The 16,657-nt window shown below is 61.5% G+C and carries 17 protein-coding genes, 1 tRNA gene and 1 riboswitch; of the genes, 4 read left to right on the top strand and 14 right to left on the bottom strand.

Going from position 1 to position 16,657, the window contains the following annotated elements:
- Window positions 1-9: 9 nt before the first annotated feature.
- From PO883_RS07895 to PO883_RS07875, 5 genes are all read right to left on the bottom strand, one after another.
- Window positions 10-576 (bottom strand): YfiR family protein, encoded by a 567-nt coding sequence (locus PO883_RS07895; protein WP_289309259.1) that lies wholly within the window; start codon window positions 574-576, stop codon window positions 10-12.
- 1 nt (window position 577) lies between these two features.
- Window positions 578-2,599, bottom strand: a complete 2,022-nt coding sequence (locus tag PO883_RS07890) for a TonB-dependent siderophore receptor (RefSeq protein WP_289309258.1) — start codon at window positions 2,597-2,599, stop codon at window positions 578-580.
- A 522-nt stretch (window positions 2,600-3,121) separates the two neighbouring features.
- Window positions 3,122-4,036: an alpha/beta hydrolase gene (locus tag PO883_RS07885; RefSeq protein WP_289309257.1), complete on the bottom strand. Its 915-nt coding sequence runs from the start codon at window positions 4,034-4,036 to the stop codon at window positions 3,122-3,124.
- 250 nt (window positions 4,037-4,286) lie between these two features.
- A complete protein-coding gene (locus PO883_RS07880; RefSeq protein ID WP_289309256.1) occupies window positions 4,287-5,939 on the bottom strand; it encodes a M4 family metallopeptidase in 1,653 nt (550 codons plus the stop codon).
- A gap of 262 nt (window positions 5,940-6,201) precedes the next feature.
- Complete coding sequence (locus PO883_RS07875) at window positions 6,202-6,411, bottom strand: hypothetical protein (RefSeq protein ID WP_289309255.1); 210 nt, start codon at window positions 6,409-6,411, stop codon at window positions 6,202-6,204.
- Between PO883_RS07875 and PO883_RS07870 the strand changes: the two genes are divergently transcribed.
- Both PO883_RS07870 and PO883_RS07865 read left to right on the top strand, forming a co-directional pair.
- Window positions 6,401-6,712 carry a hypothetical protein gene (locus PO883_RS07870; RefSeq protein ID WP_289309254.1) on the top strand — a complete coding sequence of 104 codons (312 nt, stop codon included), beginning with the start codon at window positions 6,401-6,403 and terminating at the stop codon, window positions 6,710-6,712. The genes PO883_RS07875 and PO883_RS07870 overlap by 11 nt on opposite strands.
- 318 nt (window positions 6,713-7,030) lie before the next feature.
- Window positions 7,031-7,867, top strand: a complete 837-nt coding sequence (locus PO883_RS07865) for an ABC transporter substrate-binding protein (RefSeq protein WP_289309253.1) — start codon at window positions 7,031-7,033, stop codon at window positions 7,865-7,867.
- A 114-nt stretch (window positions 7,868-7,981) separates the two neighbouring features.
- Here the strand turns inward: PO883_RS07865 and PO883_RS07860 are convergent.
- The 9 genes from PO883_RS07860 to PO883_RS07820 all read right to left on the bottom strand — a co-directional run bounded on the left by PO883_RS07860 (window position 7,982) and on the right by PO883_RS07820 (window position 14,503).
- Window positions 7,982-8,057: transfer RNA gene (locus PO883_RS07860), tRNA-Lys, on the bottom strand.
- Between the two features lie 83 nt (window positions 8,058-8,140).
- Window positions 8,141-8,902: a tol-pal system protein YbgF gene (gene ybgF, locus PO883_RS07855; RefSeq protein ID WP_167091445.1), complete on the bottom strand. Its 762-nt coding sequence runs from the start codon at window positions 8,900-8,902 to the stop codon at window positions 8,141-8,143.
- A 141-nt stretch (window positions 8,903-9,043) separates the two neighbouring features.
- On the bottom strand, window positions 9,044-9,568 hold the full coding sequence (gene pal, locus PO883_RS07850) for a peptidoglycan-associated lipoprotein Pal (protein ID WP_289309252.1): 525 nt from the start codon (window positions 9,566-9,568) through the stop codon (window positions 9,044-9,046).
- Window positions 9,569-9,623: 55 nt separating this feature from the next.
- Window positions 9,624-10,889: a Tol-Pal system beta propeller repeat protein TolB gene (gene tolB, locus PO883_RS07845; RefSeq protein ID WP_289309251.1), complete on the bottom strand. Its 1,266-nt coding sequence runs from the start codon at window positions 10,887-10,889 to the stop codon at window positions 9,624-9,626.
- A complete protein-coding gene (gene tolA / locus PO883_RS07840) occupies window positions 10,882-11,916 on the bottom strand; it encodes a cell envelope integrity protein TolA (RefSeq protein ID WP_289309250.1) in 1,035 nt (344 codons plus the stop codon). Before tolA ends, tolB begins: the two co-directional genes overlap by 8 nt.
- Before the next feature lie 5 nt (window positions 11,917-11,921).
- Window positions 11,922-12,356: an ExbD/TolR family protein gene (locus PO883_RS07835; RefSeq protein WP_289309249.1), complete on the bottom strand. Its 435-nt coding sequence runs from the start codon at window positions 12,354-12,356 to the stop codon at window positions 11,922-11,924.
- Window positions 12,357-12,368: 12 nt separating this feature from the next.
- Window positions 12,369-13,058, bottom strand: coding sequence for a protein TolQ (gene tolQ / locus PO883_RS07830; protein WP_054263555.1), 690 nt, complete (start codon window positions 13,056-13,058; stop codon window positions 12,369-12,371).
- A 29-nt stretch (window positions 13,059-13,087) separates the two neighbouring features.
- Complete coding sequence (gene ybgC / locus PO883_RS07825; RefSeq protein ID WP_289309248.1) at window positions 13,088-13,492, bottom strand: tol-pal system-associated acyl-CoA thioesterase; 405 nt, start codon at window positions 13,490-13,492, stop codon at window positions 13,088-13,090.
- 264 nt (window positions 13,493-13,756) lie between these two features.
- Complete coding sequence (locus tag PO883_RS07820) at window positions 13,757-14,503, bottom strand: SDR family oxidoreductase (RefSeq protein ID WP_289309247.1); 747 nt, start codon at window positions 14,501-14,503, stop codon at window positions 13,757-13,759.
- A 130-nt stretch (window positions 14,504-14,633) separates the two neighbouring features.
- Window positions 14,634-14,744: riboswitch (ZMP/ZTP riboswitch) on the top strand.
- Window positions 14,745-14,846: 102 nt separating this feature from the next.
- Here PO883_RS07820 and glyA point away from each other — a divergent pair.
- On the top strand, window positions 14,847-16,094 hold the full coding sequence (gene glyA / locus PO883_RS07815; protein ID WP_289309246.1) for a serine hydroxymethyltransferase: 1,248 nt from the start codon (window positions 14,847-14,849) through the stop codon (window positions 16,092-16,094).
- A gap of 38 nt (window positions 16,095-16,132) precedes the next feature.
- Entirely contained in the window at window positions 16,133-16,600 is a 468-nt protein-coding gene (gene nrdR / locus PO883_RS07810; protein ID WP_167091421.1) for a transcriptional regulator NrdR, read from the top strand.
- Window positions 16,601-16,657: the final 57 nt, after the last annotated feature.

Here is a 16,657-nt window from a genome sequence, read left to right as displayed (position 1 = left end):
TTCGTGGGTTCAATACACCATGCGCGCGAGGCGCAGCACTTTGGAACTGAGCGCGATATTGGCGGCGCGCGCCGCCTCGGCATTGAACTCGAAGGCGATGCGCTTGTCCTCGACGTCCAGTTCGACCATGATTCCGCTGCGCGCCGCGCCTTTCGCATCGGACACCGTCAGCACGCCTTCCTGGCGCGCCGACTGCGCCAGCAGGGCCACGGTGTCGCTTTCGGAGGCGCTGATGAACACGATCTGGCATTGCTTGAGCGCGTCGCGGCCGGAGTGCGGGTAGGCGATCGTCATCTTCGCTTCGCCGAGCGGCTTGCCCTCCAGGCCGGCGAGCAGTTTGCCGAACGGGTCGCGGCCGAGGATGCATAGCCTGACCAGGCCGGCTTGCGCATTCGGAAAGGTGCTGAACAAGGCGATGTTGTAGATGAATGCCGCTTTCGCCGCGTACTCCGCCGCCGGGGCCTGGGCGCGGGTGGCGGCGGGCAGCAGCAAGGCCAGCGCGAGGGCGCAGCAACGCCGTTGGCGCGCGCTGGCGGCCAGCCACGCGGCATGCATGGAAGCGGGGCGCAGGCGCATATCAGAAGGTGTAGCTGGCCTGGATGCGCCAGGCGCGCCCATCCTGGCCGATGGCGTTCAGATAGCGCGCCGGGCTGCTGCTATCGTAGTGCTCTTCGCTGGCGGAATCGGCGTAGTGCTTGTCGAGCAGGTTGTAGACGCTGGCGGACAGTTCCAGCCGTTTGCCCATGGCGTGCCCAAGGAAGGTGACGTTGACCAGGCCGAATCCGCCGACGTGGCCGCCCGCCGCCGTGCGGCGGCGGCTGGTGAACTGGTATTCGAGCGCGCTGTGCAGGGTATCGCGCCAGAGCGGCTTGGCATAGTTCAGCTTGAACAACTGGCGCGGCGAGTTGCTCAGCCATTCGCCGCTGGCGCCATTTTTCGCGTATTGCAGGCTGACGCTGGTTTTCAGCGACGCGCCGTCATCGCGCAGCCATTCCGCCTCGAACTCGGCGCCGTTGGAACGGGCCGAGTCGATGTTCGACTGCACCAGCCGGCAGTCGAGCTGATCGGTACTCAAGGCAATCAGGTCGGTGAAGCGGTAATGGAATAGCGAGGCGCTGGCCCTGAAATTTTCAGTCGGAAAATACTCCCCGATCAGTTCGTAGGTTTTGATGCGCTCCGGCTTGAGCGCGGGATTGAGTTTGAAGCCGGTGCTGGTGGCGTAGTAGCGCTCGTAGGAGTTGGGCGAGCGGAAGGCGGTGCCGTACAGCGCCTTGAGGGTGCTGTGCGCGGCCGCCTTGACGATCAGGGCCACGCGCGGATTGCTGGCGCCGCCGCCTTCGGCATCGTGGTCGTGGCGCAGGCCGGCATTGAGGATCACCCGTTCGCCCAGCCGCAACTCGTCCTGCAGGTACACGCCGGCGCGTTTTTTCGGGCGGTCGCTGAACAGGAGGGAAGCATACGGAGCCAGGTCGTAGTTGCTCATCATGCGTTTGGTGTCGCTGGCGTATTCGGCGCCGGCAATGATCTTGTGGTGCCGGAATGCCGTGCTCAGCAGGCGCAATTCGGTGGACAGGGTGCGGCTGTCGGCCTCGTCGATATTCACCGTTGCGCTGTCGGGCACGTAGATATAGGTGCCCTGGTAGCGGTACCTTCGCAGGTTGGCGCCGGCGTGCACTTCCAGGGTCGGACTCAGCGCCGCCTGCCAGGAGGCGCTGGCGGAAGCGTACTCGTCGGTGGTGCGGCTGCGTGGATCGTTGAATTGCTGGCCGTAGGAGGCGGTTGGGATGCCCCTGGTGCGCCGGCCAAAGTAGGCGCTGGCCGCGAAGCTTCCCCATGACAGCTTGGCGAACGCGCGCTTGTAGCTGTCATGGTCGAGGTTGCGGGCGAGGCCGAAATTATGGGCGGCATCGTCGTATTCGGGGAAATACTGGTCGCTGCCCTTGCGCTCCAGCCAGGAGGCGCCCAGCAGCAGGTCGACGCCGCTGGCGCGCGCAAAACCACTGGCCAGGCGCGCCTGGCGCGTGGCGCTGCTGGCGGCGCTGGCGCTGGCGGTGCTGCCCTGGAACGCGGCGCCGGTCTTGGTGATGACGTTGACCACGCCGAAAAACGCGCTGCTGCCATACATGGCCGAACCCGGACCGGGGACGAATTCGACCCGCTCGACCAGGCTGATGTCGATGGGGAATTCGTTGCCGGCGGCGCCCTGGTCGTACACCATGTCGTTGAGGCGGCGGCCGTCGACCAGGATCAGCAGGCGCGTGTTGAAGTCGCCGGGGCGGCCGGAGCCGCGCGTGCCGACGTAGCTGTAGTTGCGGTCGTCCGTCACGTAGACGCCGCGCACGCTGCGCAGGATGTCGGCCAGCGAGCGGTAGCCGAAGCGGCGGATATCCTCCTCCGTGATGACCGACACCGACGAAGGCGCTTCGCTGATCTTTTGCGCGAACTTGGAGGCGGTGATGATTTCCAGGTTGAGCAATTGCTCGATCGGCAAAGCGTTCAGGTCTTGCGGCTGGTCGGCGCCGGCCACGGCGATGTTGGCCATGCTGGCCAGTGCGGCGGCGAGTAGGCCGCGTCGAGGATATTTGGTTGTCGGATACATGTCCTGGTCCTGCGGAATGGCCGCCGGTTATGCCGGGCGGAAAGCCCGCGGGGTTTGGCGGGAATTTGTTTCCAATAGTCAACTTAGTAGTCCAGTGTAAGATTGTCCGACACGCGGCCTGTTGATTAAGGTTAAGCAAGCGCAAGCAGGGGCTTTCTTACAACAGAGGGCTTTCTCGCGAGGCAAGCTGGCGGGCACATAGCCGCTTCTGCCGGGCGATTCTTCGGGCAGTGCCAGGGATGTTGACGGGTTGGACCGAGTGATTTCTGCGCGCGCCTGTCAGGGCCGGGCGTTGCAAAACATTCCACCTCGGCGTCACTCATGGTGGCCAGGCTGCTTGCATCGAGCGCATGCCGGTGTGGCGCCGGACAGGGCCACGGCGTCGCTGAGCTCGCCGTTGGCGCTCAGAACAGTTTCTTGTCGACCTAGTCGCAGGCAGACGAGAAGGGAATACTGGCGTTGTTAAAGCCGCAGCCGTGGATGCGGCCTTGCGCCGCAAGGAGCGGCTGGGTCAGGTCTGCTTCAGGCGTCTTGAGTAGCGAGCACGATATCGAGCCACTTGCATAGCGTATCGTGCGCTTCGCTTGCGGGATCGAGGTATTCCATGTGGCCCATGCCGGGTAGTTCGACATAGTCGACGCTGTCACCCGCGTCGCGAGCGGCTTTCACATACGCACGAGAGTGTTCGACTGGCAATGCGTCGTCTTCCGTTCCATGGAGAATCAACTGTCGCACATGCAGAGGGACCAGGGCGAGTGGCGATGCTTTCGCGTAAGGGATAGGGTGCTGGCTTGGGGATCCCCCGAGCAGCGCGCTGACCGCATTGTTTCCAGCGTTGAGGGTGAACGTGGCGTGCAGGTCAAGCACGGCTGCCAACCCGGCAACTGCCGTGGGGACGACTTTGCGTGGCGCAAACCTTGCATCGGCCTCTGCTCTTGGAGCGGCGGCGCACAGCGCCAGGTGGCCGCCAGCCGAATGCCCGACGACGGCAACGCGGCGAAGATCCAGGCCGGCCTCGCCAGTGGCGAATGCGGCCAGGTGATCGATGGCCGCCGCAATGTCTTCCAGCGTACCGGGCCAACCGCCGCCCGGGCTGCCAATGCGGCGGTATTCGATATTCCACACGGCAAAGCCGCGCGAAGCAAGATCGGCCGCGATGGCTGCCATCTCTTCGCGCCCGTACGGCATGCGCCAGAAACCGCCGTGCAGGAGGCAGACGACTGCCGGCATGCCCAGTGCGGGGAGGTAGAGATCGCCGACCTGGCTTTCAGAAGTGCCGTAGCGGAATGTTCGCATCAGGACGACGACCTGGCATGCTTGCTGGCCAAGGAGGCTGCATGACAAGCCGTTTTTTTCTGGCTGGCGCGCATGCGGTTCGGATTTTCCAACGAGTATTGAGTTGATTGATTGTTCATTGCGCCAGCTTGCCTCATGCACCCGGTTAAGACAAGTGTGGCCGGCGATCGTTTTTCACCATCGCTTCGGATCCTGTAGTGAGCTTATTCGAATATTTCTTAGTTGGAAACATCTGGTATGTGACGAGGTCCCGTCGTGAAAATGGGGCCGAAAATTGCGTTGTCCCGTCAACGCATGTCAAAACGAGACACGCTATTGAAACGATCTGCGCGGCGTTTGCCTGGCTTGACCTGCCAGGTGGAGCAACCGAGCCGCGCAGTGCCGCAGAGCTTCAGCCGACGCCCACTTGCGAGAATGCGTCGCCGATCACCTTCAGTTTCAGTTCACGCTCCGCAGGCGGGTCCTTGCGGAACAGGCTGCGTGCGCTGCTCAACACACCGTTGCGGCTGTCACGAAATTGCGACGTGGGCGCCAGGTGTTGTGTCAGTGCCAGGTAGAATACTGCCGCCACTTCACGCGGTTTGAGTACCGGTTTGGCGTCGCCTCCGGTGCCAGTGAGCATATTGTACGCAGCCTTGTTGTGGATGCCGCTGTTGGTGTGGACGCCTTCATAATCGCCGGCGCGCGTGTTGGGCAATTTCTTATAGTTTGTCATATGCTCGGGCTGGCCAAATTTGCCTGGATTGCTGAGATCCCGGAACGGATCGCCGCCTGGCAACAGCCCGCCGCCTAGCGCCCAGTTCCACAGGCGGGCATCCGGCTCCTGCTGGTTGTTGATAATAATGCCGAAAATATCCGAATAGGATTCGTTCAGGGCGCCGGACTGCTGCGCGTACACCAGGCGGGAGGTCTTGTCCGTTACACCATGGAACATTTCGTGCGCTACCACGTCGAGTGCCGCTGACATGGACAACATGTCGGCGGCACCATCGATCCGCTGTCCGTAGACCATCTGACTGCCGTTCCAGAATGCATTCAGCCACTGCTTGCCGTCCGGAGAGTCGCTGCCGTCAACGCAATTGATGCTGGAGGTCATGCGACCGTTTTGGTTGTCGATATTGGAGCGCTTCAGTACTTCGCGCATGTAGCGCGATACCTCGCACGCATTGGCGTGGGCGCTGACCGCACTGCCGGAAAAATCGCTGGCGCCAGCCTGGATGGCGTCGCCTGGCAACTGCTCCGAAGCCAGCACCGGGTCGCGGAATTCAAAATCGTAGGTTTGCACGTTCAGCTCGGCGTCGAACAGGGTCTTGACGCCGTCATTCGCCTCCACGCGGAACTGGCGTTGTACGCCAAAATCGTCGACTGCGCTGACCGAGGCGCCGGCAGCCGGCGTGCGGGGGAACTCTGCCACGACATCGCCGTCGTGGGCATCGACAAAGTAATCCATCAACACCGGCGCTTTTTGCCCTGCCACCTTGGTCGTGGGAACCACAGGCACATCTTCGAACATGAACACCAGGCGCCATTTTTCCTGATTCTGGTCAAAATAATAGTTCAGGCGCGGCACGATCCCGGCCAACTCTTTTTGATAGCCGCTATGGTTCTGCACGATTGCCGCGGCATCGGCCGGCGCCAGTTTGGCCAATGGGTCGACCCCCTGCGGCGTGCCCAACGCCGAGTCAATCCCGATCAATTCATTTTGGCCGTCCAACTCCACGGTCACCAGCGAACCGTAGACGGGAATCTTGTTCAGGTTCTGCCGGAACTTGACGGTGACGGTGTCGGTGAGCGGCACCGTTTCCGCGCCAATGCTCTTGAATTCGCTACCCACCTGGTTGGCCTTGGGGGCGGTGAATGACGGGATCGCGGGACTGGCCAATGCGCTGTTCAGGTAACGGCGCGCCGCCGTTTCCGGATCGAGCGCATGGATTCCCGGCGCACCGGCGAAGGCGTGAGTGGCCGCGCCTTGGACTTCACTTTTCAGCGTAGCAATGGTGGACAGCGCGGCGGTATCCGCGCTGTGCAGGGAAAAGGTGTTCATGCCGTTCGTACTCATCGTCTTCCTCCAAGGGTGTAGAAAGCAATTCTTTCCAATGTGTTGTGTCAGTTGAAAATGTTCCAAGACCCAGCTACTCTACGCCGGCCATGCCGGAAAATTCTCTCCAATATTCACGAGCAGCATGCATATTGACGGCGTGGCCGGCATATGCACGCGCGGCCGACAATCTGGACCGTGGCGGTGTGGGCCGCGTTGCCGCGCAGCCCAGACCAGTCGCCCAGTTGCGCTACGTCGCTCAAGGCGCTCAGCTTGGTGCCGGCTTGACGTCCACCGCCAGCGGAACATACCAGGGCGAGCCGTCGAAGGGCTTGGCGCAGATGGCAGGACTGTCCTCGCACAGACGTCCTTCGATCCTGCTGTCGTGGCGGCCCGGCGCCAGCGTGTCGGCCAGCTGGAGCACAAGCTTGTAGTCGAGCTCGCTGGTCTTGTTGATCGACACGTCCGTGCTGATCACGCCCTTGCTGTCGACGATGGCGATGCGCGCGTTCTGTGAAATGTTACTGCTGGCCCGGGCGCTGAGCTTGATGTCGTCGGGCCGGCCCTGGAAGGCGGTGATGCTGATGCTGGCAGGCGAAAATTGCAGCCATCCGTTCGATGCTGGCGGCGTGCCGGCATCGCCCCCTACGGGTGGGGTGCCGCCATTGTTCGATACGGGCGGGGTCGTGCCGCCATTGCCACCACTTCCACCACCACCGCAGGCACTGAGCAGGAGGAGGGCGGATGCCTCTTTTTCTTTACTGCTGTATTCGTGGTAGGCCGTGCGGGATGCGAACCTGCGACCAAGGGATTAAAAGTCCGCGATGCAATTGATCAAGGAGCCGCATGGATACCGGCTTTCAGCGAAAAACGTGGGGAATATTTCCGACTATTCTTGGACACCTTTCACCCTGAAGGAGTGCTTTCGCCTCCTGAATATTCCCCAGATTTGATGTGGCCCTGAATTGTTTCCGTCCACCTGTACTTGTCCATTTTCCAAGTGCGAGGCAAGCGGCCCATTGCTGGATTGTGTTGCCAAAGATCGTCGCGATACAATGCCATGAGAGTATAAATTTCACTCGGCTTGGTATATTGTGATGGCTATCATCCACAGCTTTTTGGGGGGCGGCATGCTGTTTCAGCATACACCACAGTTGCGAGCGCAACCGGGAAAATGGTCGCTCTTTGTCATCCTGCTTGCCATCGCTTGCGTTGGCGCGCTGGGCGGCACGGCGCGCGCACAAGAATTGAGATTGCAGGAAGTGAATGTCGGCATGGGTCTGTCGAAGCCACCCTACATCATGGAATCGGGTACGGCGGGCCTCGATTACGACATCGCCAAACAGGCGCTGGCGGCCGGCGGCTACAAGCTGGTTGGCCAGATGTTGCCGCAGACGCGCGCGCTGGCGATGCTGCGTGCCGGCCAGCTCGACGGCATGCTCTCGACGACGGAAGGAGTCGGTGGCCAAGATTACTTTACTGACACTTACATCGTTTACCAAAACGTCGCGACCACGCTCACCAGTCGCAACTTGAAACTTCGGCAAATTGAGGATTTGTCCAACTATTCGGTGGCGGCATTCCAGAATGCCAGCATGGTTCTAGGTGATCGCTTTGGTTTGGTCGTGAGCGGCCATTCGGACTATAGGGAATTGCCATCCCAGATCACCCAAAACAAGCTGCTCTTCATGGGAAGGGTCGATGTGGTGGTGGGAGATCGCTTGATTTTTCGCTACTTCAGCGACAAGCTCGAACCGCAGATCGATTCCACGCAGGCGGTGACCTATCACAGGATTTTCCCTGAAAGCCCGCGCAAGGCGGTATTTCGCGACGCGCGCGTGCGCGACGCCTTCAATGCCGGCCTGAAGATCATCCGCGCCAACAGCTCGTATGACACGATCGTGAAGCAATACGTTGGCGCAGCGCGGCCCTGAAATGTAGCTCTGCGCTGCAACGCGGTTCCCCAATTGGCGAATATTTTTTGAGCGGGCGCAAAAAAGGGTTAGGGAGCTTGCGCTCACTAACCCTGATCTGTACTGCTGTATTCGTGGTAGGCCGTGCGGGATTCGAACCTGCGACCAACGGATTAAAAGTCCGCTGCTCTACCAGCTGAGCTAACGACCCGAAGAAGCAAGATTATAGGGGGCATCCGTGCTTCTGTCAAATGCCCCTGCATACATTTTTTACCGCAGTGTTACATCACGCTGCTATTTAAGCACCGCCAGCCGGTCTTTGGCCGCTTGCGCCGCGCTCGAGTCCGGATACTTGAGCACCAGTTCCTTGAGGGCCTTCTTGGCGTTCTTGATATCTTTCAACTCGGTATAGCTGCTGGCGATGTTGAGGATGGCGTCCGGCGCCTTGGCGCTGTCGCGGTACTGGCTGACCACCACTTCCTGCGCCGAAATCGCACTCTTGTAGTCGCGCAGCGCGTAGTAGGCGTTGCCCAGCCAGTATTGGGCGTTGGCGGCATAGCCCGAGGCCGGATAGCGGCGCACGAACTCGCCCAGCGCCGTTGCCGCCGTTTTGTAGTCGCCGCCCTTGAACAGGACCATGGCCGCATCGTAGGAGCGCTGCTCGTTCGGGTCGACCGCCGCCTCGCGCCCGTCGATGGTCACCTGGCGCGGTTCGAGCTTGCGCAAGCGCTCGTCGAGGTCGCCGTATAAATCCTTCTGGCGCTTCTGGGCATTGCTCAGTTCATTGCTCAGCACTTCCACCTGGCCGCGCAGTTTGGCAATCTCGGACAGGGCCTGTTCCTGCTGGTTCACCATGTCGAGCGCGCTGCTGCGGTCGGCCTTGGTGTCGATGCGGGCGTTGAGCTCGCGCGTCAGGTTCTCGACCTTGGCGCGCAGGTCGAGGATCGCCTTGCGCGCTTCATCGTCGTCGAGCAGGCCGGCGTGGCCTTGCAGCGGCATCCAGGCGGCCAGCGCGACACAGGCGGCGGCAATGCGGGACTTGGACAGTGTGATCATGATCGTGACTCTTTCAAAACCGTTGAAACTGAAAACCACGGGACCCGGGCGGCAAAACAGGGCCGCGCAAGGTCAGCGGGGCGGGGCACAGTTCGCACTGCGCGCCGCCCCGATGGTCCGGATGCCGCTTACGGCAAGCGATTAATAGACGATATCGGCACGACGGTTTTCCGTCCATGCCGCTTCGCCGCCACCGGTTGCTTTTGGCTTTTCTTCGCCCAGCGAGACCGCTTCCATCTGCGACTCGGCCACGCCCAGCGAGGCCATCGACTTGCGCACGGCTTCGGCACGTTTCTGGCCCAGCGCCAGATTGTACTCGGTGCCGCCGCGTTCATCGGTATTGCCCTGGATGATGATCTTGCGGCCTTTGTTCTTGCTCAGGTAGCCGGCGTGGTTTTCGACGATCGGCTTGCCATCTTCGCGCACGACATAGCTGTCGAGGTCGAAGTAGACGCTGCGGGCTGCCAAAGCGCCTTTTGGATCGTTGAGCGGATCGACCGAGCCGGTCTCGACCGGGTTGACGTCGCGCTTGTCGGCGGCAACGTCAGGCTTGGCGACGACTGGACGCTCGGTCACCGGGGTCGGGGTTTCCTTGACTGGCGTGTTGCAGGCTGAGAGCAGGGCGGCGCTCGTGACGATGACTGCTAGGCTTTTGAAATTGCGCATTGGTTGTTCTCCTGGTCGGTGTTAAAAATGACGTGAATGACGTTTGGACTTCGTTTTACTTCATGAAGGGACCCCAGTTGGGCTCCCTGATGTTTCCTGCCTGGGTTGTTAAGCGCTGCTTGACCCTTCCATCGACCGACACCACAGCCAGCGAAGTACGGCCGCCGCCTTTGGTTGCGTACATGATGTATTTGCCGTTGGGCGAAAAACTCGGTTCGGTGGCCGCATCGGCCAGGCGCAGTTCCTGGCCGCTGGCCAGGTCCATCGCATAGAGGGAATAGCCACCGTCACGCTGGGATACCCAGGCCAGGGTCTTGCCGTCCGAGGAGACGCGCGGGCTGATATTGTAACTGCCATTGAAGGTCATGCGCTGTGCATTGCCGCCGCCGACAGGCATTTTGTAGATTTGCGGGCCGCCACTGCGGTCGCTCGTGAAATAGATGGTCTGGCCGTCGGCCGAAAACTGCGGTTCGGTATCGATGCCGTTACTGTTCGAGACGCGCCGCAGGCCGCTGCCATCGATGCCCACCACGTAGACCTGGGTATGGCCGTCTTTCGACAGCGCCACCGTCAGGCGGGTGCCGTCGGGCGACCAGGATGGCGCCGAATTGCTGCCCTTTTCATTGACCACGATCTTGCGTCCGCCCGTCACCAGGTCCTGGACGTAGATGATCGGCTTGCGTTTTTCAAACGAGACGTAGGCGACCTTGGTGCCGTCCGGCGACCACGATGGCGAAATGATCGGTTCGTTCGAGCGCACCGCCACCTGCACCGCTTCGCCATCGGCATCGGCGATTTCGAGGCGGTAATCGCGCGCGCCGCGGTTTTCATTGACGTACGCGACGCGGGTGGCGAAGGCGCCCCGGCTGCCGGTCAGCTTCTCGTAAATATCGTCGGCGATCTTGTGGGCCGACAGGCGCGTGTATTTCGGCTGCGCGGCCTGGGTCAGGCTCGACAACTGGTTGGTCTTGATGGTGTCGTGCAGCTTGTAGCGCACTTCAAAGCGGCCATCGGCCAGCTTTTGCACGCTGCCCACCACCAGCGCATCGGCGCCGCGCGATTTCCACTGGCTGTAATCGATCGGCGAGGTTTCCGACAGGGTGCTGCCGGCGTCGATGATCTTGAACATGCCGCTGCGTTCGAGGTCGGCGCGGATGATGGCCGAAATCTGGGCCGGCGCCACGCCTTCTTCGGCGAAGGCGGCAACGGCGATCGGAATCTGGTTGCTGCCGACGCCGATGACTTCCACGCGCATTTGCGCGTAGGCCGACGAACCGGTGATCAGGGCCCCGGTCAGGATCAGTGTGCTGAGTTTAGTCATGGTTTTTCTGGGTTTCCTTCAATTTGAATGCCGCGGGAACTGAACGATCTACCGTACCATCTTTTTTCCGTGGCAGCGGGGACGATTTGGCAATCGCGTTTTCCACCGCCAGGTCGTACGCCGGCACGCCACTGCTTTTGATCTTCTTGACCGACTTGATTTCGCCGGTCGGCCATTGTTCGATCTGGTACACCGCTTCCGGATCGCCGGCCATGCTGGTGCTGCCCGTGTAATTCAGGTTGCTCTTGATCTTGGCACCGATCGCGCCGAAGTAGCTCGGGTCGCCTTTCGGTGCGGTTTTGTGATCGTTGTCGCCGGGGCCGCCGGGGCCGCCCGTGATGCGGCGCATTTCGGCATCGCGCAACTGGTCGAGTTTCTTCTTCTCTTCGGCCAGTTTCTTGTCCTTGGCCGCTTTGTCGGCCTTGGCCGCTTTGTCCTGGGCCAGCTTGTCGGCCAGCTTGTCCTGTTCCGCCTTGTCCTGCTCGTGCTTCTTCTGGTCGTGCTTCTTCTGCTCGGCCAATTTCTTTTGCTCGTCGAGTTTCTTCTCGTCGGCCAGTTTCTTTTGCTCGTCGCGCTTCTTCTGTTCGGCCAACTCCTTGCGGGCTTTCTCGAGCTCGCGCTTTTCCTCGGCCAGGCGCTGATCCTGCTTGAGCTTCTGTTCCTTGAGCTTCTTTTCGCGTTCGAGCGCGATGTCCGGCGGCTTGACGGCCGGCGGCTTTTCGACGGGTTTCTCGACCGCTTTCTCCACGGCCTTTTCCACCGGCTTGGGCGGCTCCACCGGTTTCACCACGCGCGGCGGTGGTGGCGGCTCGTCGGGCGCGGCCGGGCCGGCTTCACGCACTTGCATGTCCCACACTTCAGCCTCGGTCGTGGTCGGGGCGACATTCTGCCAGCTGATGCCGGCCCACAGGAACAGCAGCAAGCCGGCGTGCACCGCCAGCGCCAGCAGGATGGCCGGGGTGCGGCTCGGCTCCGGCGGAACAATGTAAGGGCCGCCAGCGTGGGCGGCGGGGGGGAGGGGCGCCATCGTCTTCACTTGGTGGCAAGGCCGACCCGGTTGATGCCCATCTTCTTCGCTTCGGAAATGAGCTGGATCACGTCGTCGTACTTGCTGTCGCGGTCGCCGGCAATCATGACCGGATACTCGGGATGCTCGCCATGCAAGCTGCGCAGGCGGCGCAGCACGGCGGCGCGGTTCGGCAGCTCCTCGGGCGCGGCGCTGTTCTTGCCGTTCACGCCGATGCTCAGGCTGGCGTTGGGCTTGAGCACGATCTGGATATAGTCGTCCGGCGGCAGCGCGGATTTCTCCGCGCTCGGCAGGTTGATCACGCTCGGACTATTGGCGGGCGGCACGACCATGAAAATGATCAGCAACACCAGCATCACGTCGATGTAGGGAACGACGTTGATTTCGGACTTGAACTTGCGTTTGCGTCCGCCGCGCAGGCTGCTGGAAAACGAGGCCATCAGTGACTCCGATCAGCGCGACTGGCGCTGCAAGATGTTCGAGAATTCTTCGACGAAGCTCTCGAAGCGGATGGCCAGGCGGTCGATATCGTGCGTGAAGCGGTTGTACGCGACCACGGCCGGAATGGCCGCGAACAGGCCGATGGCGGTCGCGATCAGCGCTTCGGCAATGCCGGGCGCAACCGCCGCCAGGGTCGCTTGCTGCACGTTGGCCAGGCCGCGGAAGGCGTTCATGATGCCCCACACGGTGCCGAGCAGGCCGATGTAGGGCGAGACCGAACCGACCGAGGCCAGGAAGTTCAGGTGCGAGTCGAGGCCGTCGAGTTCGCGCTGGAAGGCGGCGCGCATGGCGCGCCGGGCGCCATCGAGCACGGCGCCGGTATCGAGCGGATCGCGCTGGGAAGAGGCTTGCTTGCCCTTGATGAACTCGCCCATGCCGGCTTCGAAGATGCGTGCCAGCGCGCCGCTTTGCTCGCGCGTGGTGCTGGCGTTCTGGTGCAGGGTGTGCAGGTTGCCGCCGGCCCAGAAGCTGCGCTCGAACTGTTCGGTCTGCTGACGGGCGGCGCGCACGGCGAAGGCTTTGCGGAAGATATAGGTCCAGCTCATGATGGACAGGCCCAGCAAGAGTGCCATGATCAATTGCACGATCAGGTGCGCGTTACCGATCAGGGCGAGAAAGGAAAGGTCTTGGGCTGCATTCATGGGCGTTGGATTTTTCTAGGTGTGAAGTGTCAGGCGGCACGCATTTTAGCAGCGGTGGCCTCGGGCAGGGCGCGTGGACGCAGCGTTGCGGCATCGACGCAAGCAACCTTGACCCGTGCGCTGGCCAGCAAGACATCGCCGTGCCAGGCTTGCTGGAGGAACAGGACCGATGCATGCCCCAGTTTTTCTATACTCAATGTCAAGTTTAATGCATCATCGAGCCGGGCTGGCGCGTGATAGTCGATGCTGGCGTTCTTGACGACGAAGATCGCGCCTTCCTGGTCGCGCAGCGCCTGTTGGCCGACATTGGCCGCGCGCAGCCACTCGGTGCGCGCACGTTCGAAGAATTTGAGGTAATTCGCGTAAAAGACGATGCCGCCGGCATCGGTGTCTTCGTAATAGACCCGTACCGGCCAACTGAATACTGAGGGCATTTGATTTGCCATAAATGAATATCGGAAACATTTTACGCGATTTCCGGGCCATAAATGTACGCAAGCGTACATAAACATGACCCGGCGCGGGTTGGGTGGGGCACAAGTAGACGTGAGTGATAACGAAGTGCCAAGTTCTGTAACAATCGCTTACATGGGGTGTAGTTGTGTTACTTGCCGCGCCGCGTCGTGCCCGCCGAGTGCCGCCTTGGCGCGGGTAGCCGTTTCTGGCAGTGCCAGGAACGATGTGGGGGTGGAGGGGCCTCAGGTCCGCTTGATCGCAAACGGCGAAAACCCCTGGCAAGTCGGCATCATCTCGATCGTATTGATATTCATATGCGGCGGCAGGGTGGCGATCCAGAATACCGTCGCCGCGATATCCTTGGCCGTCAGCGGCACCGTGCCTTCATACACCTTGGCGGCGGCGGCCTCGTCGCCCTTGAAGCGCACGTTGGAAAACTCGGTCCCGCCGCACAATCCCGGCGCCAGGTTGGTCGCGCGCACGCCGGTCCCCGCCAGGTCGGCGCGCAGGTTGAGCGTGAACTGGTCGACAAACGCCTTGGTCGCCCCGTACACATTGCCGCCCGGGTAGGGATAGTGGCCCGCCACCGATCCCAGGTTGATGATCAGCCCGCTGCCGCGCTCGACCATGGCCGGCAGCACGGCGCGCGTCATCGTCACCAGCCCGGTGCAATTGGTCGCGATCATGGTTTCCCAGTCGGCCAGCGGGGCTTCGTGGGCCGGCTGCGTGCCGAGCGCCAGCCCGGCATTGTTGATCAGCACATCGACCTGGCGCCACGACTGCGGCAGCATCGACAAGGCTTCATTGATCGATTCCTTGCAGGTGACATCCATGACGATCGGCAAAGCCAGGTCGCCCAGTTCGGCTGCCAGGGCGTCGAGGCGGTCCTTGCGGCGCCCGCTGATCACGACCTGATGGCCGCTGTTGACGAAGGTACGCGCCATTTCGGCGCCGAAGCCGGCGGAGGCGCCGGTGATAAAAACGATCATGGTAGTGTCCTGAAGAAGTGCGAGGCTGTGCTCAATTGTAGTCGAAGTGACTGGAATGGCCGCTACCTGCCATTTAGGCAATCCCATTCCTTGCCCTAATCGGGGACTTAACTTACAATTTGGGCTCCATTATGTCTCACGTAACTGGCGAAAAGTCGCGGCGCATTGCTGCCTGGCGGCGAAAGGTGGGCATCCACCGGGGAACGTGAGATTTCATCAGCCGTTCGCCTGGGCAGCCACCGATGGAAGCGCACGATGAGGCTGCCTGTTCCATTTCCGACGGCTCCCCTCATTCGATCCTTGCAATCAGGTGCCTCGCACTCTTATCGATTGGAGTTTTTTCATGTTTTCAAAAGAACACACGCTGGCCCATGTTGACCCGGAACTGTGGGGTGCAATCCAGAAGGAAAACGCACGCCAGCAAGATCACATCGAACTGATCGCGTCCGAAAACTACACCTCGCCAGCGGTCATGCAAGCCCAGGGCTCGCAGCTGACCAACAAGTATGCCGAAGGCTATCCGGGCAAGCGCTACTACGGCGGCTGCGAATTCGTCGACGTCGCGGAACAACTGGCGATCGACCGTGTCAAACAACTGTTCGGCGCCGAAGCGGCCAACGTGCAGCCGAACTCCGGCTCCCAGGCCAACCAGGGCGTGTTCTTCGCCATGCTCAAGCCGGGCGACACCATCATGGGCATGTCGCTGGCCGAAGGCGGCCACCTGACCCACGGCATGGCGCTGAACATGTCGGGCAAGTGGTTCAATGTGGTGTCCTACGGCCTGACCGAACAGGAAGACATCGACTACGAGGCCATGGAGCGTCTTGCGCATGAGCACAAGCCAAAAATGATCATCGCCGGCGCCTCGGCGTTCTCGCTCAAGATCGATTTCGAGCGCTTCGCCAAGGTAGCCAAGGCCGTGGGCGCGTACTTCATGGTCGACATGGCGCACTACGCCGGCCTGATCGCCGCCGGTGTGTACCCGAACCCGGTACCGCACGCCGACTTCGTCACCTCGACCACGCACAAATCGCTGCGCGGCCCGCGCGGCGGCATCATCCTGATGAAGGCCGAGCACGAAAAGGCCATCAATTCGGCGATCTTCCCCGGCATCCAGGGCGGCCCGCTGATGCACGTGATTGCCGGCAAGGCGGTCGCCTTCAAGGAAGCGCTGGAGCCCTCGTTCACCGAATACCAGAAGCAGGTTGTCAAGAACGCCGACGCGCTGGCCAAGGCGCTGATCGCGCGCGGCCTGCGCATCGTGTCCGGCCGCACCGAATCGCACGTGATGCTGGTCGACCTGCGCGCCAAGAACCTGACCGGCAAGGAAGCCGAAGCCTTGCTGGGCGCCGCCCACATGACCTGCAACAAGAACGGCATCCCGAACGATCCGCAAAAACCGTTCGTCACTTCCGGCATCCGCCTCGGCAGCCCGGCCTTCACCACGCGCGGCTTCAAGGAAGAAGATGCGACCACGGTCGGCAACCTGATCGCGGACATCCTCGACAACCCGAATGATGCCGCCGTGGTCGAACGGGTCAAGGCCGAAGTCAAGAAGCTGACCGACAAGTACCCGGTTTACGCGGCTTGATGTAAGCTCACGTCCTTTCACAGCAAGCCCGGCGCCCCATGAAATGTCCTTTCTGTCAGCATGAAGACACGCAAGTGCTCGATACGCGTGTATCCGAGGAGGGCGATTCGATCCGGCGCCGGCGCCGCTGCGTCAAGTGCGACAAGCGCTTCACAACCTATGAGCGGATCGAATTGTCGATGCCGATCATGGTCAAGAAAAACGGCAGCCGCACCGAGTACGCCTCGGGCAAGCTGCGCGGCAGCCTGATGCTGGCGCTGCGCAAGCGGCCGGTGTCGGCCGAAGCGATCGACAGCGCAGTCGCCTCGATCGAGGAAAAACTGCTCACCAGCGGACAGCGCGAGGTCGATACCGGCCACGTGGGCGAGCTGGTCATGCAGGAACTGAAACGCCTCGACAAGATCGCCTACATCCGCTTCGCGTCCGTGTATAAAAACTTCGAAGACCTGGCCGAGTTCCAGGAAGCCATTGCCGAAGTAGGCCACGAGCGCAAACCACGCAAATAGTTCGGCTCACACGCTTGAGGCAGGCCATGCGCGTTTGCACCCACCGCTGTTAACGTA

This window comes from Massilia sp. DJPM01 (assembly GCF_030348125.1).
Lineage (GTDB): Bacteria > Pseudomonadota > Gammaproteobacteria > Burkholderiales > Burkholderiaceae_D > Telluria_A > Telluria_A frigida.
The sequence above is the reverse complement of the archived record's forward strand: the minus strand, read 5'-3'. Positions and strand labels throughout refer to the sequence as shown.